Source organism: Gemmatimonadaceae bacterium, assembly GCA_020846935.1.
Classification (GTDB): domain Bacteria; phylum Gemmatimonadota; class Gemmatimonadetes; order Gemmatimonadales; family Gemmatimonadaceae; genus RBC101.
Genome location: JADLCY010000011.1, coordinates 238037 through 263898 on the forward strand (window position 1 = coordinate 238037; position 25862 = coordinate 263898).

The following is a 25862-nucleotide window of genomic DNA, read 5'->3' on the forward strand; positions in this document are numbered from 1 at the left end:
ATCAACGGCGGCGCGCTGTCACTCCCTCGATCGGGAAGTCGCCGAACATGCCATCGACGCCCAGCGCCATGAAGCGCCGCCATTCCGCGGACGCATCGCCTGCGTACGCCGCAGGAAGGAACGGCGCGTCGGAGCGCAGCGTCCACACGTGCACGGCGAGGCCAGCCGCGTGCGCATCCTGCACGAGCGTGGTGGGCGCGGCGAGTGCGCCGCGATCGTCCACGGGCTGCACGAGTTCCTTGTGTACGCCAACGCCAAACGCATAGCCAGCGATCTCGCGCAGCGATGCCGCCGAGACGAACTCGGCGACGGTGCGCCCGTCGCCCGCCGCCACACGATCGGCCGGCAGGCCACCCTTGTCGATCAACTGGATCAGGCGAATCGATGTACGCGCACGCAGCGCGCGAAGGTTGCCGCTCTCGAACGACTGGATGAACACCTCGTGGTCGCGTTCGTGGAATCCGTGGCGGGCCAGATCCTCCAGCAGGCGCTCTTCGAGCGGCAGCCCGATCGATCGGAAGTAGGTCGGGTGCTTGGTCTCGGGATAGACGCCAATCGTGCGGCCGGTCTCGCGCTCGCGCCGGCGCAGGAGTGCCAGCACGTCGTCGAACGTCGGCACGCTGAAGCGTCCGTCATTCGCGTGCGATCGCGTGGCGAGTCGCTCCCGTGCCCGCAGGGTCCGGAGTTCGTCGAGCGTGAGATCCTCGACAAACCATCCGGTGACGGCGTCGCCGTCGACCATGATCGTGCGTCGCCGCTCGGGGAAGCGCGTGGCCACGTCGGTCGTGCCGGAGATCTCGTTCTCGTGACGCGCCACGAGCACGCCGTCCTTCGTGCTCACGAGGTCGGGCTCGATGTAGTCGGCGCCCTGCGAGATGGCGAGATCGTAGGCCTCGAGGGTGTGCTCGGGCAGGTGGCCACTCGCCCCACGGTGCGCAATCACAAGTGGTCCGCGCATCACCGAGGTCACCCGGGCGACCTCCGACGCGGGACGCGCACACGCGGCCAGCAGGAGGAGCATCGCGCCGCATCGCACGGCGAATCGCGGAGCGCGGTGGCGTCGCCGGATGCAATCATCAGGGAGATGCACGTGCCTCGAGACACTGGGTCCATATCGTGACCACGGCCACGTCCTCGTCAGAGCGGCTGCGCCCAGCGACCGCCAATACCCGTGGAGAACGCTGGTACTCCGACCGCGGCCAGCACGAAAACCGTTCCGGCCACGGCACCTCGCTACGACTTCATGCCCACCGATTCGGCAAATGCGCGGAACAGCTTCTCCTGCTCCTCGGTCAACTCGTCAGGCACCGTGATCGTCGCCTCGACGATGAGGTCGCCTTTCTGGCCATCCTTTTCGATCCCCTGCCCACGCACGCGAAAACGGCGTCCGCTGTCAGTGCCGGCGGGAATCTTCAGCGTCACCTTCTTGCCATCGAGCGTGCGCACCGTGATGCGCGTCCCGAGCGTGGCCTGCGCAAGGTTGAGCGGAACCTCGGCCACCAGGTCGTTGCCGTCGCGGCGATAGAACCGATCGGCCTGCACCAACAGCGTGATGTCGAGGTCGCCCGCCGGGCCACCGTTCGAACCCTTGGCGCCCTGCCCCTTGAGTCGGATCTTCGTACCGGTGTCCGCACCCGCCGGAATCGTCACGAGCACGCCCTTGCGACGGCGCACCTCGCCGGAGCCACTGCACGTGGTGCAACGCTCGGTGGGCACCTGGCCACGGCCGGCGCACATGGGGCACGGGCGATTGACGGCAAAGCCACCCTGACCAAACGACACGACGCCGCGGCCATTGCATTCAGGACACATCTTGATCGTCGCGCCAGGCGCGGCGCCGGTGCCCTTGCACGTATCGCAGTCTTCGTTGACGTCGATCTCGATCGGCACCTTGCCCCCGGCGGCCGCGGTACGGAACGGGATCTCGAGCGTGGTTTCGATGGTCTGGCCCTGTTCGGCGGCGCGACCTCTCGGGCCCCCCTTGCCGCCACCGAACATCGAGCTGAACAGATCGCCGAGTCCCCCGAGGCCGCCGATGTCGAAGTCCTGGTAGCGCGTCGAACCCGACGTCGCCCCACCGGCGCCGCTCGTCGCGCCCGGGCGAGGACGTGGTCCGGCGCTGCCGCCCGCTCCCGGGAAACCACTGAAAGCACCGAGGCGCCGCATGTCGTCGTACTGCTTCCGCTTCTCCGCATCGCCGACCACCTGATACGCCTCGGAGATCTCCTTGAAACGCTCCGCCGCCTTTGGATCGTTGGGGTTCGCGTCAGGATGATACTTCTTGGCCAGCCGGCGATATTGCTTCTTGATGTCGTCGGCTGCCGCCGTCGACGACACGCCGAGGACGGCGTAGTAGTCCTTGCTCTGCGCCATCGCTGCCTAACGGCCCCTCACTCGGCCCACTGACGGACGGCGACGCGCGCGGGCCGCAGCAGCTGGCCACGAAAGACGTAGCCCGGCTGGAACACGCGTGAAACGACGTGGTCCATCTCCGGCGATTCCGCGGGCTCCGTGCTCACGGCCTCATGATGATTGGGGTCGAAAGGGTGATCCACCGGATTCACCACTTCGAGCCCGTGCCCGCCCAGGGCCTTGAGCAGCTTCTTCTCAACCATGGCCACCCCTTCGACCACGGTGCGTGCGTCGGTGGAGTCGGGGTCCACGTGGGCAAACCGAGCGACGTCGTCGATCATCTCGAGAAGCCCGCTCACCAGGTCGCCTTGCGCGCGCCAGCCGGCCTCCTGCCGCTCGCGCACGGCGCGCTTGCGGAAATTGTCGTACTCGGCGGCGAGCCGCAGATGCTTGTCGCGCTGCTCGTCCAGGGCTCGCTGCCAGTCTTCACGGGACGTCTCGACGCCTGGGGCGCCGTCGGCCGGCGCCCCCCCCGAAGTGTCGGGCTCTTGGATAGGATCGTGTTCAGGCATGTCTCAGGATTACTCACGTGAGCGCGCGAGGGTTTCGACCCCGTGTCGGGCTGGCCCAAAGGCGCAACTCAAATCTCCACTGTGACTTGAGCGGAAACAACGGCCCGTCGAGAGGCTGGCTACGCGGGGCTCCCTTCCTCCGCGGCTGGCGCCAGGCGCCTCCGGATCATGTCCAACGCAGTCTGCGTGGCCCGAAACCGAATCTCCTGCCGGTCGCCGATCATCTGGCCCCCGAGGGAGAGGGGGGCGCCGTCATCGACCAGGGCGATCCAGACGAGGCCCACCGGCTTGGCAGGCGTCCCTCCGCCCGGGCCGGCGATGCCGGTGATGCCGATGCCGATGGACGCTCCCAACCGTTCGCGAGCGGCACGCGCCATCGCCTCAGCCACCTCCCGTGACACGGCGCCCACGTTCTCCAGCATTTCGGGCGTGACGCCGGCCAGTGTCTCCTTCGCCTGATTGGCATAGGTGATCAAGCCGCCCAGGAACACATCGCTCGATCCGGGAATCGCCGTGAGCCGAGCGCCAAGCAGGCCCCCCGTGCAGCTCTCGGCGACGGCGAGCGTTCGGCCGAGGGCACGGCAGCGCTCGAGCACCACCTCGGCGAGATCGGTGGCGCCTTCTGCATACACGGGGGAACCAATGCGACGCCTGAGCAGGTCGGCTCCGGCCCGAAGCGCGACCTCAGCGACGGCCGCCGACCGGTGACGACTCGTCAGGCGGAGGTCGACGCCCTCCTGACCGGGCAGGTACGCCAGCGCGAGCCCGTCGATCCCCTGGGCCGCGTCGCCCAAACGGGCCGGAAGGGCGGACTCGGCGATCCCGGTCGTGCGCACCACAAGCGAGCGGATCGGTTCCGCGTTGGGCGGAAGTCGCCGCCTCACGAGTGGCTCGAGCTCATCGACCCACAGCCCTCGCATCTCCCGGGGCACACCAGGCAGCATGGCGACCCATCGACCGTCCGCATCCTCGAGGAAGATGCCCGGCGCGCTTCCATGCCGATTGACGAGCACGGTGCAGCCTCGGGGCAGCATCATCTGTTGCTTGTTTGCCTCGGGTGGCTCGCCGGCCCGACCGCGCGACCGCCAGATCTCGCGAAGGCGTTCCCACTGCACCTCGTCGAAATAGAGGTCGCGCCCGAAGATCGCAGCGATGGCCGGCTTGGTGAGATCGTCGGCGGTGGGCCCCAGCCCTCCCGTGGTGATGACGGCCCCGGAGCGCGCCAGCGCTTCACCGACGGCGCTTGTGATGTCGTCGGCGTTGTCGCCCACTGATCCACGGCGTGCCACGGAGACCCCGAGGTGCGCGAGTTCGCGCGCGAGCCACGCGCCGTTGGTGTCGACGGTCAGGCCTAACAACAGCTCGTCGCCGATGGTGACGATTTCCACGTTCGGATCGGGCGGAGGGCCGGGCGACGTGGCGACCACAAGGTCACCTCGCACGCCGTAAGGCGTGGACATAAAGCAATAGGGCGAAGCGCTTCAAGCGCTCCGCCCTGATCTCGTCGTGACCGACCCTTCAGCTTCGTGCGCTCCGATCTCCCAGGAAGAGGTTCCCGTAGCGCTGCAGATAGAGCCAGAGGGAGTAGAGGGTCAGGCCCACGGCGATGAGCATGGAGACGGTGCCCACGATGCCGTTGAAGTAAGCAAAGGCGTGCCACGCGTCGTTGTTCCAGCGGTGTTCTGCTGCGGCGGAGGCCGCAAAGAACCAGAAGAACGCCGCGCCCACCCAGATCAGCTGGAAGGCGGTCTTCCACTTGGCGGGGCCGATTGCCGCGATGATCACACCGCGCCGCTTGGCGTATTCGCGGAAGACGGTCATGAAGACCTCGCGGCCGAGCACGATGGCGACGATCCAGAACGGCAGGCCAATCAGGCCCAGCGGGGTGACGAACGGCCAGGAAATGCGGGCGCCGTGCATGACCGGGCCCACGGTGCCCGCGGCGGCCCAGCTGGCGACCGGCGCGGTAGTCACGAAATCGACGTCGCGCGTGAGCCAGTACATCGGGAGAAGCGTGGCGACGAGCAGGAGCTTGTCGGCCAGCGGGTCGAGGATCTTCCCGAGGTTGGTGACGAGGTTTCGGTCCCGTGCCAGCTTGCCGTCGAAGTAGTCGGTGACGGCAGCGGCAACGAACAGGAGCCAGGCCGAGAGGCGCGGCATCCATCCGGCGTTGACGATCAGTGCCGCGATCAGTGGCGTCGCGGCGATTCGACTCATCGTAATGGCGTTCGGCAGATTCATGGCCGGACGGTAAGGCGTCAGGACAGGGCTTTCAGGACGAGTTTGGAGACCGCCTTCAATGTATCGAAGACCCCATCACCGGTCACCGCGACCGCCTCGAAATGCGTGGCGCGTTCGACCCACTCTCCCGTGGCCACCTGTTCTACAAGGTACGTGCCCGCGTGATACACGTCAGGCGTGTTTCGTTGCCGAGCCGGCTCGGTGACTTCCCAGCCTGGATTCAGAGATGCCTGGAGTTCGGCCAGCGTGGCCGCGTTGGGCAGGTCGCGCTTGTTGTACTGGATCACGAACGGCATGCGGGTCAGGTCGTACCCGTATTCGCTCATGTTGTCGTACAGGTTCTGCATCGACTCCAGGTTTGCCTCCATGCGGTCGACCTGGGAATCGGCCACGAAGACGATGCCGTCCACTCCCTTGAGGATGAGCTTGCGGCTGGCGTTGTAGTAGACCTGCCCCGGCACCGTGTAGAGATGGAACCGCGTCTTGAAGCCGCGAATGGTCCCGAGGTCGACCGGGAGAAAGTCGAAGAAGAGCGTGCGCTCGGATTCGGTGGCGAGCGAGATCAGCTTGCCGCGCGTCGAGGGCGCGACCTTCTGGTAGACGTGCTCGAGGTTGGTGGTCTTGCCACCGAGCCCCGGCCCGTAATACACGATCTTGCAGTTGATCTCGCGTGACGCGTAGTTGATCATCGACATCGTCGTCCCCTCGCGTCCCGACTACTGGAAGAGACGATCGATCTCGTCATCCACATCGCCGAGCAGCGCGGGCGCGTGCCCCGCGTGGCGGGTGGCCGAGCCCGCGAACATCCGCTCGAACAGGCGATTCAGTTCCTCGACGACGCCTCGCATCTTCAGTCGGACCATCCCCAGGGTAGTGCGGTTGTCGAAGAGTACCACCAGGATCGCGCGGCGCGCGACGTCGGCCAGGAGCATCGACTCGCGCTCCCCCTGGTGAAACAGTGTGTTGAAGTCGCGCTCACCGATCAGGCGCGCCAACTGGTCATTGGCCGAGAAATCAGCGGCCGCGAGCGTGGCGAACGCGGTCACGTCAAAGGCCGGCCGGTCGCCGCCGGTGGTGATCAGCTGGCCGCTTCGATCCACAACCAGCGCGCAGCGCGCGTTGCAGTCGAGGAGGAACCGCTGCAACTGCTGTCCGATGGCCGCGTTGTCGGCTTCGCTCAGGGACCAGCTCGTCGCTCCAGGATGCATTCGTCAATTCGTTAGGCTCCCGGCACCGGGAGCGCCATCACCGCATGTCGCGCCGCGCTGCCAGGGCCTGCGCGATCGTGACTCCGTCTGCGTACTCGAGGTCGCCGCCCATCGGCAACCCGCGCGCGATCCGACTCACCCTCACCGGCAGCGGCGCCAGCAGCTGCTGCAGGTACAGCGCCGTGGCCTCCCCTTCCACGCTCGGGTTGGTCGCCACGATCACTTCCACCACGCCCCCGGCAGTGATCCGCCGTTCGAGATCCCGAAACGAGAGATGTTCGGGACCCACCCCGTCCAGCGGCGAGATCCGCCCGCCGAGAACGTGATACAGGCCACGAAACTCCCCCGCCCGCTCGATTGCGCCGATATCTGCCGCTTCTTCGACGGCGCAAATCATGGTTCGGTCACGTCTTGGGTCCCGGCAGATCGCACATTCGGGATCTTCGGTGAGATTGTGGCACGCCCGGCAGGGGTGGACGCGCTCCGTCAGCACTTCCAGGGCATGCGCCAGCCGCCGACTGCGTTCGGGTGGCTGCTTGAGCAGGTGGTAGGTGAGGCGAAGCGCGGTCTTGCGTCCCACGCCGGGGAGCTTTGCCAGTTCGTTGGCCAGGTCGTCGATGGCCGACATACGTTCAGAACGGCAGCTTGAACGGCAGGTTCATCCCGCCGGTCAACTTGCCCATCTCGGCTTGCGCCGTCTCCTTCGCGATCTCGGCGGCCTTCTTCTGAGCCTCGGTCATCGCCACCACGATCAGGTCCTCGAGCATCTCAACGTCCGCCGGATTCACCGTTGATGGGTCGAGCTTGACCTTCCTGACGTTCCCCTTGCCATCGCATTCGACGCTCACCATGCCGCCCCCCGCCGATCCGGTGACCGTGAGCTTCGCAAGTTCTTCCTGCATCTGCTCCATGCGGCTCTGCACCTGTTGCGCCTGCTGGAGGATCTTGAAGATGTCGGCCATGGGGACGGATGATCGAAATGGGGACGCAGGGAGGCGGGAAGCGCGTACGCACGGCGCCGTCATCGAACGGTCGGCGCGCGGGTTCGGACCCGCTGGTGCGCCTTCCTAAAGTAGCTCGAGGTCCAGCGCGTCGATCGCGTCGGCGAGCATCGGACTCTTCTTGCGCAACGACTGCAACGTATCCGCCTTGACGCTTTCTGCGGTCATGCGCTTTGGGGACGGTCGCGCGTCACTGGCTGGGGGCTTGATCGCGACCCTCGTGATTCCGGCGATGCCCGGAACGAGCGCGCCGGTCAGGTCGGCGATGCGCGACGCCGCGCCCTCGTGAAGTCCGGGCTGGTCGAGCTGCAGGGTGAGCAGCCCTCCGGCCGTCACCGCCACTGGAACCGCATGTTCGAGCAACGAAGCGACAAGCGGACGGTCTCGCCGCAAGCCGGCGACGATGTCGTCCCACGCCTCCACGATGGCGTTGATGTCCAGCGGCGCGGCGGCCCTGCCGGAGGGATGGGATGCAGGTTGCGTGGCCTGGGACTGGACCGGCGCCACCCGCCGCGGCACCGGCTCGGCTACCGCCATCCGTCCGCCGGCGGACCCTCGGGCGTCCGTGGCCCCGGGCTGGGAATCGGAGAGCGCCCGCGGAACCGGTTCGGTTACACGCGGCATGGGGGCGGCAGCGTCACGACTACCCGGGCCCTCGGCGCGCACCGGTCGCTCCGGGGGAGTCGACGGCCGCCCGGGCGGAATCGAGAGGCGCTCGCTGGCAGCCGTCGGTCGCTCGGGTGCGGACGAGAGTCGCTCGGCGCCAGCCGTCGGTCGCTCGGGTGCGGACGAGAGTCGCTCGGCGCCAGCCGTCGGTCGCTCGGGTGCGGACGAGAGTCGCTCGGCGCCAGCCGTCGGTCGCTCGGGTGCGGACGAGAGTCGCGCGGGTGGGGTCGTTGGTCGCTCGGGCGGAGCCGAGGGTCGGTCGGGGGGAGCGGACGGTCGCGGTGAAGGCGCTGGATTGCGGCTCGCCGTCGCACCACCGCCACCACCGCCGCCACCGGGACCCATCTCGCGCAGCACGGCTTCGAGGTCCACCGTGCGATCAAGCAGCGCAAAGCGCACGAGCAACGCCTCGAGCAGGATCTGTTGCTGACCGCTCTTTCGGAACTTGGGTTCGAGCTCGGCAACCGCCGTGAGCATGCGCAGGAGGTCGCCCGACGGGTATCGGGACTTGCGGTCTTCGAGCGCCTTCAGCGCCTCTTCACTCACCTCGACCGTGCGCGAGCCGAGGCTGACGGCGAGCTGTGCCCGGAGCATGTCGCTGAGCCCGGTGAGGAACTGGCCGAGATCGATTCCCATCTCCACGAGGCGCGACACGACGTCGAAGACGTCGCCGGCCCGCCGCTCGGCGATGAGGTCGAGGAGACCGATATACTCGTCTTCGGGCACCAGACCAAGGGCCTCGCGCACACGCGCCGAGGTGACTTCGCCATCGCCTAACGCGAGCACCTGGTCGGTCAACGAAAGGCCGTCCCGCATCGAGCCGTCCGCCGCGCGTGCGATGATGGACAACGCATCTTCGCTGGCCGTGATGCCCTCATCAGCGAGCACCAGGCGCAGGCGATCCCGGACATCGCCGGCGCTCATGCGCCGGAAGTCAAAGCGCTGGAGCCTCGACAGCACGGGGGCGGCGAGCTGGGTGATCTTCTGCGGCTCGGTCGTGGCGAAGACAAACACGACGCGCGGCGGCGGCTCCTCGAGGATCTTGAGCAACGCGTTCCACGCCTCGCGTGTGAGCATGTGCGCCTCGTCGACGATGTAGACCTTGTAGCGGTCGTCGCCGGATGGGGCGTACATCGCGCGTTCGCGCAACTCGCGTGCGTCGTCGACGCCGCGGTTGGAGGCGGCGTCGATTTCCACGACGTCGAGACTCGCCGAGCCGGTCCAGATGCGCTCGCAGGACTGGCACGTGCCACACGGTTCGCCGTCGGCGCGCTTGTTCTCGCAGTTGAGGGCCATCGCAAGGACGCGCGCCAGCGTGGTCTTGCCGACGCCGCGCGGGCCGCAGAGCAGGTAGCCGTGCGCCACGCGCCCCCGGGCAATGGCTCCCTTGAGCGTGGCCGCGACGTGGGACTGCACGGCCACGGTATCGAAGCTCTTTGGACGGTACTTGCGGGCGAGGGCGATCAAGGTCGAGGCAGGGGCTGGAAGAACAGTGGCGGGACCGATACCGCTCGACCTCGCATGCTGGGGGCCGCAGCCGCGCACAGCAAGGGGGCCGGCGTCGTAAGGAAACAAAACGCGCGGGGGCGATGCCGTCGTCGGCGATCAACCCCCGCGCAATACTCCAGGTCTGACGAAGCAACGCGAGACATCGCGTACCGCTGCTACCTTCGGGGTCCTCACGGGGTTGGCGCGCTTACGCCCTCCGGGACCTGGAGCACCGGGAAGTGTAGCGCACCGCGCCGGATGGGGCTACCCGCACGCGCCGGTGCTGAGCACGTGATCGCCCGCGTGCGCCCGTCGGCAGTGCACCCCGACCCACTCCTTCGGCGCGGCCGTTTTCCACGGCGACGTCGCCAGTCGACTCGCTGGAGCACCCACTGCGGTACCCGGCGCTCACCCTCGCCCCCACGGCCGAGTTTACGCCCGCCCGCTGGACTGGGCGGGCCATTCCGACGTGTCGCCGAGCGCACGCCAGGACTCGTCGAGCGCCGACAGCACCACCTCGCCCGCGCGATCGACATCTTCACCGCGTGCATCGAGGTGCAGCACGGCACGCACGCGCGATGGGGTCCACGCCCCGACCAGCACGCCGTCCTCCCGGGCGCGCCGTGCCACGTCGTGTGCACTGAGTCCTGGCGCGAGGTCGATCATCACGATGTTCGTTTCCGGCGGAACCACCGTGGCCGCAATGGCGTGGTCGACCTTTTCGGCGAAGCGCGCGGCGTTGGCGTGATCTTCGGAGAGGCGGCCGACGTTGTGCTCGAGGCCGTAGAGCGCACCGGCGGCGAGGATTCCGCTCTGTCGCATCACACCGCCCAGTCGCTTGCGGTGTTCGTTGGCGCGGTCGATCAGCTCTTCGTCGCCAACCAGTGCAGCACCGGCTGGAGCGCCCAGGCCCTTCGCAAACGAGACCATGACGAGGTCCGCGTAGCGCGCGAAGTCGCGCAGCGACGTTCCGGTCGCGGCCGACGCATTCCAGAGCCGGGCGCCGTCAAGAAACACGGCGCATCCCTTGGCCCGCGCCACATCGTGCATCGCCTTGATGCCTGCGAGCGGCGTGACCAGACCACCGGCGCCGTTGTGGGTGTTCTCGAGGCAAACCAGCGATGCGCGGGGCGAGAACGGCGAGGCCGGCCGAAAGACACGCTCGAGGGATCCGGAGTCCATCATGGGTCCCTCGCCCTGCACCGTCCGCATCTGCACGCCAGCGATCACGGCCGCGGCCACCATCTCGCGATCTACGAGATGTGCGTTGAGATCCGCGTAGACCTCCGTGCCCGGTTCGCTCAGCGTCCACACGGCGGTCTGGTTGGCCATGGTGCCGCTGGGGAAGAACAACCCCTTTTCCTTACCGAGCAGCTCGGCGACGCGTACCTCGAGGCGCCGGGTCGTTGGATCGCCGTCGAGATAGTCATCGCCGACCTCGGCGGTCGCGATCGCCTGACGCATGCCGGGCGAGGGCCGAGTGACGGTATCGGAACGAATATCGATCACGGCGGGGGGAGCGGAGGCATCATGGCGGCCTGAACCGGCCGATTCGTGCCCTCCAATCTAGGATCGTGCGGCGGTTCCGTCACGAAGAATTCCACCATCCCACGGTCTCGAACGCGGACCGTGCGCGCGTCAGACGTCGAAACGTGCGCGCTGGAGCCGCCTGACCCGCCGGAGTTCCTGCGCCTGCGCCACCTCGCCCCCAAGCACAAAGATCATCGACGCGTAGTAGACCCAGAACACGACCGAGATGAGCGCGTACAGCGTGCCCGTGTACACCGAACCCGGGTCAAAGGATCGTGTGACCGCGGTCCAGGCATTCCGGGCAAGTTCGAGCAGAACCGCCGAGGATAGCGCGCCCACCATCGCCTGACGCCAGCGAATCTTGCGGTTGGGCAACACCTTGTAGAGCGAGAAGAAGATCAGCACGACGAAGGCGAATGCGATCGCGCGCCCGATCGCGTACTCCACGGCGCCCATTACGTCCTGCCGCAGGCCCACCGCCATCAACGCGTTGAGCCCCCGCGTGCGGGCCACGGCGAGGTAGAGGCTGAGCGCGATCCAGACGAGCAACAGGATCGACGAATACACGGTGATGCGCACGTCGAACCACTTGCCAATGAGGACGCCACGCTCGGTCTCGATGTCGAAGATGTCGGCGAGCACCGTGCGGAGCGACCCGAACAACCGGGTCGACGCCCAGATGTAAACCACGAGCCCCCAGGCGCCAATCGAGCGTCGCGACGCGACCACGTCGGTGATGAACCGATGCAGCGGCGCGTTGGCGGATTCCAGGTGCGGCGGCAGAAAGCGGTCGGCCAGTGCGATCACCTCGGAGACCGAGGCATCGGTCGACAGGCCGAGCACGACCGTGAGTCCCGCGATGAGCAGCAGAACGAACGGCACGGCAGCGAGCATGAGGTTGAACGCGATGCCGCCGGCGAGGAAGAAGATGCGATCCTCGCCGCTCGAGAGCCACACACGCCGGACGTAGTCGCCGAGCGCCGCAGCGAAGGCCACGATCGCGCGACGCGCACGCGTCACGACCGTGTGTGCGCGCGTGCGTGGCGACGGAGCATCCACGGGGACCGACATGCGACCGGGCCGGGCGCGGCGATCCCCGCGGGCCTAGTCGCTGAGCGAGGCGTCGTCGGGCGCGGCCTCGACCACGATCGCGCCCGGGGTACCAGGCATCGGACGATGGACGGCCAGCGGTTTGACCGTCCGGCGAACCGCGGCCTGCGTACCTCCAACCGCAAGTTGCCGGAACAGGAACCCGAACTTGGCATCGTACGCCTTGGCCAGCGCCGCCTTCACGTCAGGTGGCAGATCCCACAACCGGCGCTTGAACGGTCCGAGGGCCTTCTTGCGCGTCTTGTAGAAGAACTGCTCGTCGGAGTCCGTCGCCTTGCGCTCGTCCTTCGCGTTCTCGCGCAACCAGCCGTAGATCTCGTCCCGGAGCGCGGACGGCAGGTGGTCGTACAGCATGTTCTGGAAGTTGGTCGCGAGGTGGATTTCGGCCGTTTCGGTACGCGGGAAGTGATGGAAGGCGTCATCAGGCAGGGTCGACGCACCGTGCTGCACGGCACCCGAGAGGCCGTAGTCGTCGCGCGCGATCTTCGAGAGTTCCTGGAGCGTGTTCAGGTCGAGCTTCACGTCGGCGATCGACCCGTCGGCAAGCACGACGCCCCCGTGCGAGGTGCCCGACTGCACGGAGATCTTGGACAGTCCTGCGGCACCGGGTTGCAAACGGGCAAGCGCCGCGTTGAACCCGTCCATGAACGCACGGAGTTCCGGCACCGTGGAGTTCTCGGTGCCGACTTCGCCGATCTCGCCGCCGACCGACACGGTCACGCCCCTGGGCTCGATCCCGCGAATGAACGTGGTGATTGCCGCGCACTCGTCGTAGTTCAGCCGCTGCTGCTCGGCGAGCGTGGCACGGGACAGGTCCACCAGGGTGGAGGTGTCGACATCGATGTTGTAGAAGCCGGCCTCGATGGCCTCAGTGGCGAGCTTCTTCACGTTGTCGACTTCCGTGACCGGATCGGCCGCATACTTCTTGTGGTTCACCTGGAAGTGGTCGCCCTGGATGAACACCGGGCCACGGAATCCCTCGCGCAGCGCGGCGCCAAGCATGACCGCGACGTATTCGCTCGGTCGCTGGTCGGTATAGGCGATCTCGGAGCGCGCGATCTCGAGCAGGAACGCTCCGGCCTTCTGTTCGATCGCGACGCGGAAGATGGCGCGTGCCGTGTCGTATGCGGCGCCGCGCACATTGATCGCCGGCACGGTGAAGCCACCCACCTCGCCACGGCCGCGCGCGAGGTACAAGTCATGAATGGATGCCGGGCGCACGCCGACCGCCTGGCCGATCTCCCAGATCAGCCAACGGGCGTAGTCCCTGGCCGACCCTTCGCCGAACACGGCTTCGCGCACCAGGGCGTCCATGCGATCGGAGCGCAGGACCGCCTCGTCGTGAACGGTGACGCGAGAATCGACGCGGGTGATGGCGTCACCGAAGGCGGCGTGTGCGTTGGTAGCGGTCATGAGGAGAGATACCGGTGCTGATCGATCGTGGAAGGAAACGTGCCGAAAGCTACTCCTCCGGCGGAGCGGCCGGAGGAGTCAGACGCGGCGGTCAGGCGACGGTTGCGGCAGCGCCTCGAACGCCTGACGCGAACGATCGAAGCCGGGCCGGCCCATCATGCCGTACGTGAACTGCTTGCCGAGCTCCACGCCGGGCTGGTCGAACGCGTTGATCCCGTAGAGGGCGCCGGCGTACGCCGTCGCGATTTCAAGGAACATCATGACCGCGCCCACGTGCCAGGCGTCGACGCGATCGATCTCGATCGTTGCGCTCGGTCGACCACGCGAAGCCAACGCCCCCGCGGTCGCCCGTCGCTCGGTGTTGAGCAGCTCCCACAATGAGTGGCCGCCAAGATAAGCCAGGTCGGGTACCTCGGCATGGATGGAGGGAATGGTCACGTCCACGGACGGCGTGGCCACCGCCAGAAACGTCACCGTCTTGTCGCGCGGGCCTTCCATGAAGAGCTGCACCTGGCTGTGCTGATCAGTGGCGCCGAGCGCGGGCACCGGCGTCGGACCGACGTGACGACCGTCCGGATGCTGCTTGCCCAGGCTCTCGGCCCAGAGTTGCACGAACCACGCCGCGACATCGCGGAGCGGGTCGGCGTAGGGCATGAGTACCTGGATCGGTTTGCCCGCCGTCGTGTCCGCGAGCCACTGCAACACCCCAAACGTGGCCGCGGGGTTGGCGGTGAGCACGGAGCTGTCCGTCCGCCGCACCATGTCACCAGCGCCCGCGAGCAGCGCGGCGACGTCGATGCCGATCAGGGCCGCTGGGAGCGTACCCACCGGCGAGAGCACGCTGAAGCGTCCGCCGATATTGCCCGGGATGTCGAGCGCCGGAATCCCCTCGGCGTTTGCGATCGGGCGCAGCGCACCTTTGGTCGGGTCCGTGACGAACACGAGGTGCGCCTCGAGCGGCAGCGCCGCGCGGACGAGGCGATCGCGCACCACGAGATACTGCGCCATGGTCTCCGCCGTCCCCCCCGACTTGGAGATCACGACGAACAGGGTGGTCGCCAGCGTGACCCTGGCAAGCACCGCGTCGATGGTGACCGGATCGACATTGTCGAGCACGTGCAGGCGTGGCCAGTCGTCGCGCGCCGCGTCGTCGAGCGTGTTCCATTGTGGCGGACGCAGGGCATTGCGCAGCGCGGTCGGGCCGAGCGCAGATCCGCCGATGCCGAGGAGCACCACGTCGCGATACCGTCCGCGCGTGCGTGCCACGAAGTCGCTCACCTGACGCTGGAGCCCTGCATCATCAGGCAGGTCGAAGAACCCCAACTCTCCGCTGCGCCGCCGCACGTCGACGGCCGCGTGTGCCGCCGCGAACGCGTCGGCGGACGCGGCCCAGCGGTCGACGACGACGCCGCCGGCCACGGCGTCGGCGAGCATGAACGTGTAGTCGAGCGTCAGCATCGGCAGGCAGGTGGATGGTCGTGGCGGTGATGAAGGTCAGGCATCCGTGCGGACGATGAGACCATCAAACGCCGGGGCGATCCCCCGGGGCAACTCGGCCTCGAGGTCGGCGTGAAAGTTCTGGTGCGTCAGGTGCGTGAGGTATGTGCGTGGCGCCCCGACGTCGTGCGCCACGGCGACCGCCTGGGCGAGCGAGAGATGCGTCGGATGCTCCGTGCGAAACAGCGCATTGAGCACGAGCACCTCCACGCCGCGCAGTCGCTCGACCGCGGCCGGTGGCACCGACTTGGCATCGGTGACGTAGGCGATGGGCCCGATGCGGTACCCGAACACGGTCACGAGGCCGTGGGGCACGGCGATCGGCTCGACGACCGCATCGCCAATCGTCACGACTTCGCCGTCGCGCAGGGGACGCGCCGATCCCTCCGGCTTTGACGTCCCGGGCAGCGGACGCAGCCGCTCGTCGAAGATGTAGGGAAACCGGCGACCGAGCCGATCGAGCGTGTCTGCCGGTCCATACATCGGCAGTGGCGAGTCGCGACGCACGGTGAAGGCCCGAATGTCGTCCACGCCATGAATGTGATCGGCGTGATCGTGCGTGAACAACACCGCGTCGACGCGATCGACCCCTGCGGCCACCAGTTGCAGCCGCAACTCGGGCGGGGTGTCGATGAGGAGCCGCGTGCCACCGTCGGTCTCGATGACGGCGCCACACCGCGTGCGACGATCCCGCGGATCCGGAGAGCGACACACTTCACAGCGACACCCGATCTGGGGAACGCCGAAACTGGTGCCGGTACCGAGGAACGTGAGCTTCACGAGGGCGCGGACAGCGGAAACGGGGTCGAGTCGGAAGCTACCCCCAACCGCAGCCCCGGTGTCAGGGCACGTGCGTCACGCCGTTGGGCCAGCCCGGTCCTCGAACGCGAGGAGGCCTTCGGAGGTCGCCAGGGCAAAGGCGCCCCACAGGATGAAGGTGACGCCGAGCATTTCCATCGTCTCCTCCAGCCACACGAAGGCGGGCCCGAGCTTCGCATGGATGCCGAGGCTGACGACCGGCTCGATGCCGAACGCGCCGAGGGCAAAGACGAGCAGCCCTATGCCGAAGGCCTGGAGCGCGCCGGGGACCGCATCGAACGCCGCCTTCGCGCGTCGTGCCGCGACACCGATCACGATCAGCACCGGAATCCCGAGCGCCGGCAGCCACAGCGTCTTGAACTCGCCCTGCCCCTGCCCAACCTTGCCGCTCACGCCGATCGAGAGCTTTTCATGCACCTGCGCGATCTCGTCGAGCGAAAGCGCCATGAAGATCGCCGACGTGATCGCAAGCGGGATGGCCGACGCCGCCCCCCGCTTGCGCTGCCGATACGCAACGAACGCGAGCAGGCCGGCAACGACCGCCCATTGCATCGATGAATACCACGACGGCAGGTTCGCTTCGTCGTCGAGGTCGACAAGTCGGTTGATCTTGGCGAAGGGCTGACCGACGAGGCGGTTCACCACATAAGGAATGCTGACCAGGATGTCGGCGGCGAAGAACGCCTTGACGGGTCGCGAGAGCGCTGGGAACCGCATACCTCGTGGTGTGAGAGTCAGGCCGGGGAAGCAGACCGGCGAGGGGTGCGTCAATCCGGAGCGGTCAGACCAGCTCCACCTTCATCAGGTTGGTCGTCCCGGGGACATCGAAGGGCACGCCGGCCGTCACGATGACGCGATCACCCTCGCGGGCGAGGCCGTGTTCGAGCAGCGCCACGCGCGCCTTCGCATACATCTCCGCATAGGTCTCGCTACGCTCCACGAGCACGGGAATCACGCCCCAGACCAGCGCCATCTGCCGATAGGTGCGCTCCACATCGGTGAGCACGAGGATCGGGACGCCGGGACGATGCGCCGCGACGATGCGCGCGCTGAAGCCGCTCTTGGTGAAGACGATCACGAGTGGCGCGCCCAGCAGTCGTACCGCCGTGGCGGTGGCGGCCGCGATCGTCTCTTCGGTGGTCACCGAGCCGGGCGCGAGCCGGCGCTCTTCCGGACGCGCGGCGGGGTGCTGCTCGATCTCGGCGATGATGCGCTGCATCGCCTGCACCGCGAGCCGTGGGTACGAACCGGAGGCCGTTTCCGCCGAGAGCATGACGGCATCGGTCCCGTCGAGGATCGCGTTCGCCACGTCGCTCCCCTCGGCGCGCGTGGGACGTGGATTCTGGATCATCGACTCCAGCATCTGCGTCGCCGTGATCACCGGGCGCCCCATGACGTTCGCCAGACGGATGATACGCTTCTGGACGAGCGGCACCTCCTCGAACGGCAGCTCCACACCCAGGTCGCCGCGCGCGACCATCACCGCATCCGTCGCGCGCATGATCGCGTCGATCTGTGCGAGCGCCGTGTCCTTCTCGATCTTCGCGACAATGAGCATGCCCTTCGGCAGCAGCGCGCGCAGCATCGCAATGTCCTCGGCGCGGCGGACAAAGCTCAGTGCGAGGTAGTCGACGCCGTGCTCGATCGCGAAGGCCACGTCGGCGCGGTCTTTCTCGGTGATCGACGGCGCCGAGACGGCAACGCCGGGGAGGTTGAGTCCCTTGTGGCTCTTGATCGGACCACCGTAGACGACGCGCACGTGCACTCGGTGCTCGACCACGTCCATGACCACGAGTTCTATCAGGCCATCGTCCACGAGGATGCGATCGCCGGCGTGCACGTCGGCGGCCAGCGCGTCGTAGGTGACCGGAATCTCACCGGCGACGCGCAGGTCCTCGTACGCGAGCACGAGATCCTGGCCGCTGGCCACCACGATCGGCGCATCGAGGTTCCCGATCCTGATGCGCGGGCCCTGGAGGTCGCCGAGAATCGCGACCGGTCGTCCGCGCAGCTTCGCCTGCTCGCGGACGAGCTGGATGCGTTCGGCGTGCTGTTCGTGCGTCCCGTGCGAAAAGTTGATGCGGGCGACGTTGAGGCCGGCGTCCATCAGGGCGCCGATGGCCTCTGGCGTCGCGGTGGCCGGGCCCAGCGTGCAGACGACCTTGGTCCTCGGGATGTGCGATGACACGTTGGCAGGTGGGGGCGTTGGGGGCGCGTTGGCTGGCCGGATGCTGCGGGCGCATAGTCGCCCCCAGCATCACGGATGCTTCAGGCCACGCGACTCGCGCCTAACGCGGCGCGCTTGCGCTCGATGCCGGCCACGAGGCCGTCGAACGACTTCTGGAACGACGTGAGACCGTCCGCGAGCAGTTTGGCCGTCACCTCGTCGATGGGAATGCCGATGCGAGCCAGTTCGCTGATGACGCCTTCGGCCTCGGCGACCCCACGATCCACCGTGCGTTCGGTGACGCCGTGGTCACGGAAGGCATCGATCGTGGCGGGCGGCATCGTGTTGATCGTGTGCGGGCCGATGAGGGCCTCGACGTAGACCACGTCGCGATATGCCGGGTTCTTGGTGCTGGTGCTCGCCCACAGCGGCCGTTGCACGCGGGCACCGAGCGCGCGCAGGCGCTCCCATCGCGCACCAGAGAACCGCTCGGTGAAGAGTCGGTAGGCGAGCTTTGCGTTGGCGATCGCCGCCTGCCCCCGGAGCGACGCCACCGCGTCGCCGCGCGCGTCGAGGCGCTTGTCGATCTCGCTGTCGACGCGGCTCACGAAGAATGATGCGACCGACGCGAGATGATCGATCGGCTGGCCCGCCGCCACGCGATCCTCGAGCCCGCTCAGGTACGCCTCGATGACCCGATCGTGGGCGCTGATGGCGAAGAGGAGCGTGATGTTGACGTTGATGCCTTCGCTCGTGAGCTGGCGAACGGCCTTGGCACCCTCGGCGGTGCCCGGCACCTTGACCATCACGTTGGGACGGTCCACGGCGCGCCACAGTCGACGCGCTTCTTCGACGGTGTCTTCGGCGTGATGAGCGACGCCCGGTGACACCTCGATGGAGACATAGCCGTCGGCCCCCTGCGACTCCCGGTACACGTCGGCAAAGATGTCGCAGGCATGGCGTACATCATCGGTCTCGAGCTGCTCGAAGACCTCCCACGCGGTCGCCGTCGCGGGAATCGCGGCGATCTGCGCATCGTACGCCGTGCCCTCGGCCAGGGCCTTCTCGAAGATGGTCGGGTTGGATGTCATCCCCCGCAGTCCGTCTTCGCGAATCGCACGCGCCAGCGAGCCGTCCACCAGCATGCGGCGGTCAATGAAGTCCAGCCAGACGGATTGTCCGGCCTCGTGGAGCATGCGCATTCGTTGAGTCATGGTCTACCGTACCGCCCAGGTGGTCGTGAACTCGCGCGTGCCCCACATGATGCGGAGGTCGCCGCGTGGTGCGCCTTCGGCGCCGGGAACGAGGGTGATCGACAGCGACTCGACCGGCGTCGCGAGCGTCTTGCCGGTGAGTGGCACGCGAGCGTGATCGCGCTCGGCGACGTATTCGGTGCCCCACTGTCCCGTGTTGGTGTTGATGATGAGCTTCCACGGTCCCTGAGCCGACGTTTCCGCGTACAGCGAGTAGAGACCCTTGGGGACCACCGTGCCACCAATGACCAGGTCGACGTCGGTCTTGAGCGTCGTCGACGTGTTGGCGCCAAGCCGCCAGATCTTGTTGAGGTCATCGGGGAGCGCGCCCGCCACCGTGCGGCCACGGGCGTGCGGCTGCCCGTATTCGATGCGCAATACGTGGGGCGCCGGAGCGGCACCCGTGGCGCCCTGCGGACGCGGCGTCGAGAGGGCAACCTCGACCGTTGCGCGGGTGCTCGGCGCCGATCTCAGGGTGGACTGGGCACCGACGGCGCCAGCGAAAAAAACGATCGGAGCGAGAATCGCGGCGTGGAGTCTCACGGAGCGGTCCGGAAGGAGTGGACGTGCAGTCGATCACGAAATCTGCCCGGGTGATCGGGAGCCGGGCAACCGCACGTGCACTCGCCTGTGGGATTTGCGCGACCAGGAGCACCCCGATGGGGCGATCGAATCGGGTTCGGCCGGATTCGTCGCCAGGCAAGACGGACCGGTTGGGCGCGGCGCGCGTATGGTGGAGGGTCGAGTCCAACTCCGTTCGTTCAGGGCGATTGGCCGCCCGTGGTGTCCGTACCGCAGGGCCGCAGAGTCTGGTGGCTGTTCGATCCTGAATGGAGGTTCCCATGGTCCGGTTCGCGTTGGCGATTGCCCTCGTCCTCGCAGCGCATGCGTGCAGCGAGAGCACCGCCACCAACCAACCCGGTGCGTTGGCGCGCTTCGAGGTCGAGGTGTCGGGCGAGAAGTTCGTGGTTGCCGTCGCGACGCAGGCGCAGGCGGAGGCGATGCGCGCGCGCTTGCAGAGCGGCACGCGCGGGGTGGTGATCGGCACGCTGGCAGCCGGGCATGGCGGATTCAACGCGCCGTGGGCGTGGCACCTGACGACGCAGAGCGCGACGACGGCGGATCTGGCGATCGAGCTGTGCGACGGCCGGCCGAGCATGGTGAGCGCCGACCTCGCGTACTGGCTCGGCTCGGTGCGGCAGTTCTGCCCATGGGGCGCCAGGGTGACCCGAGAGCTCTAGCGGCCGCAGCGCCCGCGCGTCCTGACCGGGCTGGCTGCGTCAAGCCAGCGGTCAAAGCGCGCGATGTGGACGAGTCGGCGAAATGGCCTGTGGGTTGCCCTTTGCCCGGCCGGCCTTTGATTCTCCGTTCCTCGTCAACGGAGAACCCCGGATGCGACGCAGCATCGTTCGTGCGATGTGCACGGCGGCCCTGATCCCCGCTTTCGCCCAGGCCCAGGCCCGCCCGGCCGCGGCGCCCCCACCCGACCCGCGACTCGCGAAGCTCAAGGTCGAGGCCCTCGCCAGCGTCGAAAAGCGCGCGAAGATGGTGCAGGAAATTGTCGACATGCTCTTCTCCTTTGGCGAACTGGGCATGCAGGAAGTCGAGACGTCGCGGTACCTCACCGGACTGCTCGAACGCAACGGTTTCCGCATCGAGCGCGGCGTGGCCGGCATGCCCACGGCGTTCACCGCCACCTGGGGGTCGGGCAAGCCGGTGATCTCGCTCGGCTCGGACATCGACGGCATTCCGCAGGCGAGCCAGAAGCCCGCCTTCGGGTATCGCGAACCGATGATCACCGGCGCCCCCGGCCATGGCGAGGGACACAACTCCGGGCAGGCCGTGAACATCGTGGCCGCGATCGCCGTGAAGGAACTCATGGAGCGCGAAAAGATCCCGGGCACGCTCATGTTGTGGCCCGGCGTCGCCGAGGAGCAGCTCGCCGGCAAGGCGCACCTGGTGCGCGCCGGCGTGTTCAAGGACGTGGACGTGGCCCTGTTCACGCACGTCGGCAACGACCTCGGCGTCTCCTGGGGACGCGCGCCGATGCAGGCGATGGTCTCGGCCGAGTTCCGGTTCAAGGGGCAAACCGCGCACTCCGCGGGCGCACCCTGGCGCGGCAAGTCGGCGCTCGACGCGGTGATGCTCATGGCGCAGGGCTGGGAGTTCAAGCGCGAACATCTCGAACCGCAGCAACGCTCCCACTACGTCATCAAGGACGGCGGCGACCAGCCCAACGTGGTGCCGCAGACCGCGAGCATCTGGTTCTACATTCGCGAGCGGGACTACGAGCGCGTGCAGGCCAACTTCGAGGCCGCCAAGCGCATCGCCCGCGGGGCCGCGCTGATGACCGACACACAGCTCGACACGGTCATCATGCTCGGCTCGGCCTGGCCTGGTCACTTCAGCAAGCCCATTGCCGAAGCGACCTACGAGAACATCAAGCGTGTGGGCATGCCGTCCTGGGACGCCAACGACCAGGCCCTGGCCAAAGCGCTGCAGAAGGAGCTTGGGTTCCCGGAAAACGGGCTCCAGAGCACCGTGCGCACGCTGTCGCCGCCGCCCCCTCCCGACGTCGTGTTTGGAGGCTCCGACGACATCGGCGACGTGTCGTGGAACGTGCCGACGGTGACGCTCAACTATCCGTCCAATATTCCCGGTCTTCCCGGACACAACTGGTCCAACACCATCGCGAGGGCCACGCCGATCGCGCACAAGGGAGCGCTGGCCGGGGCCAAGGTGCAGGCGCTGACGCTGCTCGACCTGATGCTGACCCCGCGAGTCGTGGCCGACGCCTGGACCTACTTCCGGGACGTGCAGACCAGGACGACGAAGTACACCTCGTTCCTCGGCCCCAACGACGGGCCACCGATCTGGCTCAACGTCGACATCATGGCGCGCTATCGGCCGGAGATGAGGAAGTTCTACTACGACCCCTCGAAGTACTCCACCTACCTCGAGCAGTTGGGAATCAAGTATCCGACCGTGAAGGCGGTCACGCAGTAGGGTCCGGTGCTTCGGCGCGGCGTCGGCAGTGGTTCGCCCGACGTCGTGCCGGCACGGAGGTTTTGCGATTCCGGTCCCAGCACTTCAGTGACGCGGATTGCTGCCGAAGCTCCTTGCAGCACCCGAGGAGCCGAACATGCTGGTCCGAGACGCCATGACGCGGAGAGGACATACCATCCGCAACGACAAGAAGCTGGCTGCCGCACGCGCCATCATGGAGTGGGCCAGTGTGGCTCACTTGCCCGTGGTCGATGCGCAGGGCGCCCTGGTGGGCGTGATTACGCACGACACATTGCGCGCGGCAACCCCGGCGGCCATCGATGCCACCATCCCCCGCGCCGAGAGCGATCGCACGCTCGCGGTCACGCCGGTGTCCAACGCGATCGTGTCGGATGTGCCGAGCGTGAGTGCAGACGCGGCGGCGTGGCAGGCCGCCGAGCTGATGCAGCAGCACCGGGTCACGTTCCTCACGGTGGTCGATGGAACGCGGGTCGCAGGTGTCGTCACGGCCAGCGATCTGGTCGCGATGATCGAGCGTACGCCGAACCTGCGCCTCAGCGCCTGAGCTGACGGCGCCTCGCTGGGTCGTTCAGGCTCGGTCGGTCCACCGACCGGCAGCGACTCACGGTCCAGGCGTTGATTGAACCAACGCTATGGGCGCCACGGCTTGCCGAGGCCGTGCACCGACCGCATCGTTCGCGGTCCCCAGCCCAATCGAGACCATGCTCCGTGCCCCCAGGCGCGCCGCGCTCGCGCTTGCCGTCGTCCTCGCTGCCCCGTCGCTGACCGCGCAGGGCACCGCCACCACCCAGGCCCGACTCGACCGGCTCAAGGCCGAGGCCGTCCAGAAGATCGACGCGCGAGCGAAGCTCGTGCAGGAGATCATCGATCACGTCTTTTCGTTCGGCGAACTCGGCATGCAGGAGTTCGAGACCAGCAAGTACCTGACGGGGCTGCTGGAGCAGAACGGTTTCAAGGTTGATCGGGGCGTGGCGGGCATGCCCACCGCGTTCGTTGCCACCTGGGGTTCCGGGAAGCCGGTGATTGCCCTGGGATCGGACATCGACGGCATCCCGCAGTCCAACCAGAAGCCGGCCTACGGATACTTCGAGGCGCTCGTTCCGGGCGCGCCTGGCCATGGCGAGGGTCACAACTCCGGGCAGGCCGTCAACATCGCGGCCGCGCTCGTGGTGAAGGAGATCATGGAGCGCGAGAAGATTCCGGGCACGCTCAAGCTCTGGCCGGGCGTCGCGGAGGAGCAGGTGGCCGGCAAGGCACATCTGGTGCGCGCGGGCGTGTTCAAGGACGTGGATGTGGCCCTGTTCACGCACGTCGGCAACAACCTCGGGGTGTCGTGGGGTCAGTCGGGCTCGACCGCGCTCGTCACCGCGCTCTTCAAGTTCAAGGGCCAGACGGCGCATTCGGCCGGGGCGCCGTGGCGCGGCAAGTCGGCGCTGGACGCCGTGATGCTGATGGGCCAGGGCTGGGAGTACAAGCGCGAGCACCTCGAACCGGCACAGCGTTCGCACTACGTGATCAAGGACGGCGGTGATCAGCCCAACGTGGTGCCGCAGACGGCGAGTATCTGGTTCTATATTCGCGAGCGCGACTATGATCGCGTGCAGGCCAACTTCGAAGCCGCCAAGCGGATCGCGCGCGGCGCGGCGATGATGACCGACACGCAGCTCGACACGGTCATGATCCTCGGCTCGGCGTGGAGCGGGCACTTCAACAAGGCGATCGCTCAGGCGACGTTCGACAACATCAAGAAAGTCGGGCTCCCGTCGTGGGACCAGAACGACATCGCCCTGGCCAAGGGCATCCAGCGCGAGCTGAAAGTGAACGAGCGCGGCCTTGAGACGACGATCGATTCCCTGGGCGGACCGGTGGATCCGGCGCGGTCGATGGGTGGCGGTTCGGATGACATCGGCGACGTGTCGTGGAACGTACCGACGGTCACGCTGCGGTATCCGTCGAACATCCCGGGACTGCCTGGGCACAACTGGGCGAACGGCATCTCGATGGCCACGCCTATCGCCCACAAGGGGGGCGTAGCCGGCGCCAAGGTCCAGGCGATGACGCTGCTCGACATTCTGCTCACGCCCAAGCTGGTCGCCGACGCGTGGGCCTACTTCAACGACGTCCAGACGAAGACGACGAAGTACAAGTCGTTCCTGGGGCCCAACGACGGACCGCCGACGTGGCTGAACGAGGACATCATGGCGAAGTACCGCCCGCTGATGAAGCCGTACTACTACGACGCCACGAAGTTCAAGAGCTACCTGGAACAGCTGGGCATCAAGTACCCGACGGTGAAGCCTATCGCGCAGTAGAGGACGACGCGGAGGGTGAGGCGCGCGGCCGCACACTGCCGCGCGCCTCGTCGTTGTCGGATCCCGCGATGCGAGTCTACCGTGCCGCGGTGGTGCCCGCGCTCGATCGGGTCGTGAGCACGACGACCGACATGGAGGGGGACGCCGCCGCAGAGCGCCTGCGTGCATCCGGCGGCGCGGAGGCGTAGCGTTCCTCCATGCCGCTGCTTCGCCTTTCCCGACTCGATGCCTCGCTGCGGGCGACGGTCATTTCGAGGACGCCCCTTCGCTACCGCGAGGGGGCGGACGCGCGGCTCGATCGACCGCCGCACGTGCGGGCCGCGTCGAGCCTGACATGGATCGGCGACCGCGTCGCGCTGGTCCAGGACGATGCAAACTTTCTCGCGCTCATCGATCCTGTCTCTGGCGTCGTTGAGAGCGTCACCCTGCCGGTTGGCCGTGGCGGCGTGCGTGTGTTTGACGACGCACGCGGGAACAAGCGCGACAAGTTCGACTTCGAGGCGTGTTGCACGTTGCGAGACGCGGATGGTCCGGTCGTGCTGGCGTTCGGGTCGGGGTCCCTGCCGGCCCGGCGCCGCGTGCTTGTTGTCGATCGTTGGGGGGCCACGGAGCCGCGCGTGACGGTGGTCGACGCAACGGCCCTGTACCTGTGCCTCGAAGCCGAACGTGACTTCTCCGGCAGCGAGATGAACATCGAGGGCGCGCTGGCACTCGATGACGTGGTGCGCCTCTATGCGCGCGGCAACGGCGCGGCTCGCGACGGTCGTGTGCCGGTGGACGCCACGGCGGATCTCGATGTCCGCGCACTGCTGGCCTGGCTGCGCGACTCCCGCGCCACGCCACCGCCGCCTTTCGGCATCGTGCAGTTTGACCTTGGAGAGATCGGAGACGTGCGCCTGGGGTTCACCGACGCGACGCGGCGAGGCGCCGCCACCCTGTTCAGCGCAGCCGCCGAAACCTCGGCGGACGCCGTCGGCGATGGTGAGGTCGCGGGATCGGTAGTCGGGGTAATCCCCGCCGACGGCCACCTACGGCATGCCCTGCTGTGCGACCGTGATGGCCAACGGCTCACCGACAAGGTTGAGGGAATCGTCGCCGTACCCGCGCAACGCGACATGGTCTATGCCGTCATCGATCCGGACGACCACCGCCGGCCCTCGGAGTTCTGCGAGGTGCGCCTGGAGGGGAACTGGTAGCCGGTATGCG

Annotated in this window: 24 protein-coding genes and 1 other RNA gene; 5 read left to right on the forward strand and 20 right to left on the reverse strand. The window is 67.5% G+C overall.

The window, feature by feature from the left end:
- Position 1 precedes the first annotated feature (1 nt).
- The 20 genes from IT361_13545 to IT361_13640 form a co-directional block, all read right to left on the reverse strand.
- Positions 2-1021 (reverse strand): glycerophosphodiester phosphodiesterase, encoded by a 1020-nt coding sequence (locus IT361_13545; protein MCC6318700.1) that lies wholly within the window; start codon positions 1019-1021, stop codon positions 2-4.
- A 212-nt stretch (positions 1022-1233) separates the two neighbouring features.
- Positions 1234-2373 (reverse strand): J domain-containing protein, encoded by a 1140-nt coding sequence (locus IT361_13550; GenBank protein ID MCC6318701.1) that lies wholly within the window; start codon positions 2371-2373, stop codon positions 1234-1236.
- Between the two features lie 17 nt (positions 2374-2390).
- Positions 2391-2924, reverse strand: a complete 534-nt coding sequence (locus tag IT361_13555; GenBank protein ID MCC6318702.1) for a nucleotide exchange factor GrpE — start codon at positions 2922-2924, stop codon at positions 2391-2393.
- Positions 2925-3043: 119 nt separating this feature from the next.
- Complete coding sequence (locus IT361_13560) at positions 3044-4384, reverse strand: competence/damage-inducible protein A (GenBank protein ID MCC6318703.1); 1341 nt, start codon at positions 4382-4384, stop codon at positions 3044-3046.
- Between the two features lie 58 nt (positions 4385-4442).
- A complete protein-coding gene (locus tag IT361_13565) occupies positions 4443-5165 on the reverse strand; it encodes a CDP-alcohol phosphatidyltransferase family protein (protein MCC6318704.1) in 723 nt (240 codons plus the stop codon).
- A gap of 17 nt (positions 5166-5182) precedes the next feature.
- The gene (locus tag IT361_13570; protein MCC6318705.1) at positions 5183-5860 is read right to left on the reverse strand and encodes a gliding-motility protein MglA; all 678 of its coding nucleotides are present in this window, start codon (positions 5858-5860) and stop codon (positions 5183-5185) included.
- Positions 5861-5881: 21 nt separating this feature from the next.
- Positions 5882-6373: a roadblock/LC7 domain-containing protein gene (locus IT361_13575; protein MCC6318706.1), complete on the reverse strand. Its 492-nt coding sequence runs from the start codon at positions 6371-6373 to the stop codon at positions 5882-5884.
- Between the two features lie 37 nt (positions 6374-6410).
- Entirely contained in the window at positions 6411-7001 is a 591-nt protein-coding gene (gene recR, locus IT361_13580; protein MCC6318707.1) for a recombination protein RecR, read from the reverse strand.
- A gap of 4 nt (positions 7002-7005) precedes the next feature.
- The gene (locus tag IT361_13585; protein ID MCC6318708.1) at positions 7006-7335 is read right to left on the reverse strand and encodes a YbaB/EbfC family nucleoid-associated protein; all 330 of its coding nucleotides are present in this window, start codon (positions 7333-7335) and stop codon (positions 7006-7008) included.
- Positions 7336-7440: 105 nt separating this feature from the next.
- Positions 7441-9507 carry a DNA polymerase III subunit gamma/tau gene (dnaX, locus tag IT361_13590; protein ID MCC6318709.1) on the reverse strand — a complete coding sequence of 689 codons (2067 nt, stop codon included), beginning with the start codon at positions 9505-9507 and terminating at the stop codon, positions 7441-7443.
- Between the two features lie 153 nt (positions 9508-9660).
- An RNA gene (gene ffs / locus IT361_13595) (signal recognition particle sRNA small type) lies at positions 9661-9757 on the reverse strand.
- Positions 9758-9960: 203 nt separating this feature from the next.
- The gene (locus IT361_13600; GenBank protein MCC6318710.1) at positions 9961-11037 is read right to left on the reverse strand and encodes an aminotransferase class I/II-fold pyridoxal phosphate-dependent enzyme; all 1077 of its coding nucleotides are present in this window, start codon (positions 11035-11037) and stop codon (positions 9961-9963) included.
- A gap of 129 nt (positions 11038-11166) precedes the next feature.
- The gene (locus tag IT361_13605; GenBank protein MCC6318711.1) at positions 11167-12129 is read right to left on the reverse strand and encodes a YihY/virulence factor BrkB family protein; all 963 of its coding nucleotides are present in this window, start codon (positions 12127-12129) and stop codon (positions 11167-11169) included.
- Between the two features lie 33 nt (positions 12130-12162).
- The gene (locus tag IT361_13610) at positions 12163-13581 is read right to left on the reverse strand and encodes a class II fructose-bisphosphate aldolase (GenBank protein MCC6318712.1); all 1419 of its coding nucleotides are present in this window, start codon (positions 13579-13581) and stop codon (positions 12163-12165) included.
- A gap of 78 nt (positions 13582-13659) precedes the next feature.
- Positions 13660-15039, reverse strand: a complete 1380-nt coding sequence (locus tag IT361_13615; protein ID MCC6318713.1) for a glucose-6-phosphate isomerase — start codon at positions 15037-15039, stop codon at positions 13660-13662.
- Between the two features lie 36 nt (positions 15040-15075).
- A complete protein-coding gene (locus tag IT361_13620; GenBank protein ID MCC6318714.1) occupies positions 15076-15858 on the reverse strand; it encodes an MBL fold metallo-hydrolase in 783 nt (260 codons plus the stop codon).
- Positions 15859-15933: 75 nt separating this feature from the next.
- Positions 15934-16614: a hypothetical protein gene (locus IT361_13625; GenBank protein ID MCC6318715.1), complete on the reverse strand. Its 681-nt coding sequence runs from the start codon at positions 16612-16614 to the stop codon at positions 15934-15936.
- Between the two features lie 64 nt (positions 16615-16678).
- On the reverse strand, positions 16679-18073 hold the full coding sequence (pyk, locus tag IT361_13630; GenBank protein MCC6318716.1) for a pyruvate kinase: 1395 nt from the start codon (positions 18071-18073) through the stop codon (positions 16679-16681).
- A 92-nt stretch (positions 18074-18165) separates the two neighbouring features.
- Positions 18166-19278, reverse strand: coding sequence for a transaldolase (gene tal, locus IT361_13635; GenBank protein MCC6318717.1), 1113 nt, complete (start codon positions 19276-19278; stop codon positions 18166-18168).
- A gap of 3 nt (positions 19279-19281) precedes the next feature.
- Positions 19282-19860, reverse strand: a complete 579-nt coding sequence (locus tag IT361_13640; protein ID MCC6318718.1) for a DUF2911 domain-containing protein — start codon at positions 19858-19860, stop codon at positions 19282-19284.
- A gap of 299 nt (positions 19861-20159) precedes the next feature.
- Here IT361_13640 and IT361_13645 point away from each other — a divergent pair, with 299 nt between their 5' ends.
- From IT361_13645 to IT361_13665, 5 genes are all read left to right on the forward strand, one after another.
- Positions 20160-20558 carry a hypothetical protein gene (locus IT361_13645; GenBank protein ID MCC6318719.1) on the forward strand — a complete coding sequence of 133 codons (399 nt, stop codon included), beginning with the start codon at positions 20160-20162 and terminating at the stop codon, positions 20556-20558.
- Positions 20559-20709: 151 nt separating this feature from the next.
- On the forward strand, positions 20710-22323 hold the full coding sequence (locus IT361_13650) for an amidohydrolase (GenBank protein ID MCC6318720.1): 1614 nt from the start codon (positions 20710-20712) through the stop codon (positions 22321-22323).
- A 136-nt stretch (positions 22324-22459) separates the two neighbouring features.
- Positions 22460-22888: a CBS domain-containing protein gene (locus IT361_13655; GenBank protein MCC6318721.1), complete on the forward strand. Its 429-nt coding sequence runs from the start codon at positions 22460-22462 to the stop codon at positions 22886-22888.
- 157 nt (positions 22889-23045) lie between these two features.
- Complete coding sequence (locus IT361_13660; protein ID MCC6318722.1) at positions 23046-24656, forward strand: amidohydrolase; 1611 nt, start codon at positions 23046-23048, stop codon at positions 24654-24656.
- A 197-nt stretch (positions 24657-24853) separates the two neighbouring features.
- Entirely contained in the window at positions 24854-25852 is a 999-nt protein-coding gene (locus tag IT361_13665; GenBank protein MCC6318723.1) for a hypothetical protein, read from the forward strand.
- The last annotated feature ends 10 nt before the right edge of the window (positions 25853-25862 follow it).

Excerpts from the sequence above, each read along its gene's own strand:
- IT361_13555 (MCC6318702.1), bottom strand. The coding sequence starts at position 2,924 with ATGCCTGAACACGATCCTATCCAAGAGCCCGACACTTCGGGGGGGGCG.
- IT361_13575 (MCC6318706.1), bottom strand. The coding sequence starts at position 6,373 with ATGCATCCTGGAGCGACGAGCTGGTCCCTGAGCGAAGCCGACAACGCG.
- IT361_13615 (MCC6318713.1), bottom strand. The coding sequence starts at position 15,039 with ATGCTGACGCTCGACTACACGTTCATGCTCGCCGACGCCGTGGCCGGC.
- IT361_13645 (MCC6318719.1), top strand. The coding sequence starts at position 20,160 with ATGGTCCGGTTCGCGTTGGCGATTGCCCTCGTCCTCGCAGCGCATGCG.
- IT361_13565 (MCC6318704.1), bottom strand. The coding sequence starts at position 5,165 with ATGAATCTGCCGAACGCCATTACGATGAGTCGAATCGCCGCGACGCCA.
- IT361_13605 (MCC6318711.1), bottom strand. The coding sequence starts at position 12,129 with ATGTCGGTCCCCGTGGATGCTCCGTCGCCACGCACGCGCGCACACACG.
- IT361_13650 (MCC6318720.1), top strand. The coding sequence starts at position 20,710 with ATGCGACGCAGCATCGTTCGTGCGATGTGCACGGCGGCCCTGATCCCC.
- IT361_13665 (MCC6318723.1), top strand. The coding sequence starts at position 24,854 with ATGCCGCTGCTTCGCCTTTCCCGACTCGATGCCTCGCTGCGGGCGACG.
- tal (MCC6318717.1), bottom strand. The coding sequence starts at position 19,278 with ATGACTCAACGAATGCGCATGCTCCACGAGGCCGGACAATCCGTCTGG.
- IT361_13560 (MCC6318703.1), bottom strand. The coding sequence starts at position 4,384 with ATGTCCACGCCTTACGGCGTGCGAGGTGACCTTGTGGTCGCCACGTCG.
- IT361_13585 (MCC6318708.1), bottom strand. The coding sequence starts at position 7,335 with ATGGCCGACATCTTCAAGATCCTCCAGCAGGCGCAACAGGTGCAGAGC.
- IT361_13550 (MCC6318701.1), bottom strand. The coding sequence starts at position 2,373 with ATGGCGCAGAGCAAGGACTACTACGCCGTCCTCGGCGTGTCGTCGACG.
- IT361_13610 (MCC6318712.1), bottom strand. The coding sequence starts at position 13,581 with ATGACCGCTACCAACGCACACGCCGCCTTCGGTGACGCCATCACCCGC.
- IT361_13570 (MCC6318705.1), bottom strand. The coding sequence starts at position 5,860 with ATGTCGATGATCAACTACGCGTCACGCGAGATCAACTGCAAGATCGTG.
- recR (MCC6318707.1), bottom strand. The coding sequence starts at position 7,001 with ATGTCGGCCATCGACGACCTGGCCAACGAACTGGCAAAGCTCCCCGGC.
- IT361_13660 (MCC6318722.1), top strand. The coding sequence starts at position 23,046 with ATGCTCCGTGCCCCCAGGCGCGCCGCGCTCGCGCTTGCCGTCGTCCTC.
- IT361_13625 (MCC6318715.1), bottom strand. The coding sequence starts at position 16,614 with ATGCGGTTCCCAGCGCTCTCGCGACCCGTCAAGGCGTTCTTCGCCGCC.
- IT361_13655 (MCC6318721.1), top strand. The coding sequence starts at position 22,460 with ATGCTGGTCCGAGACGCCATGACGCGGAGAGGACATACCATCCGCAAC.
- IT361_13545 (MCC6318700.1), bottom strand. The coding sequence starts at position 1,021 with ATGCTCCTCCTGCTGGCCGCGTGTGCGCGTCCCGCGTCGGAGGTCGCC.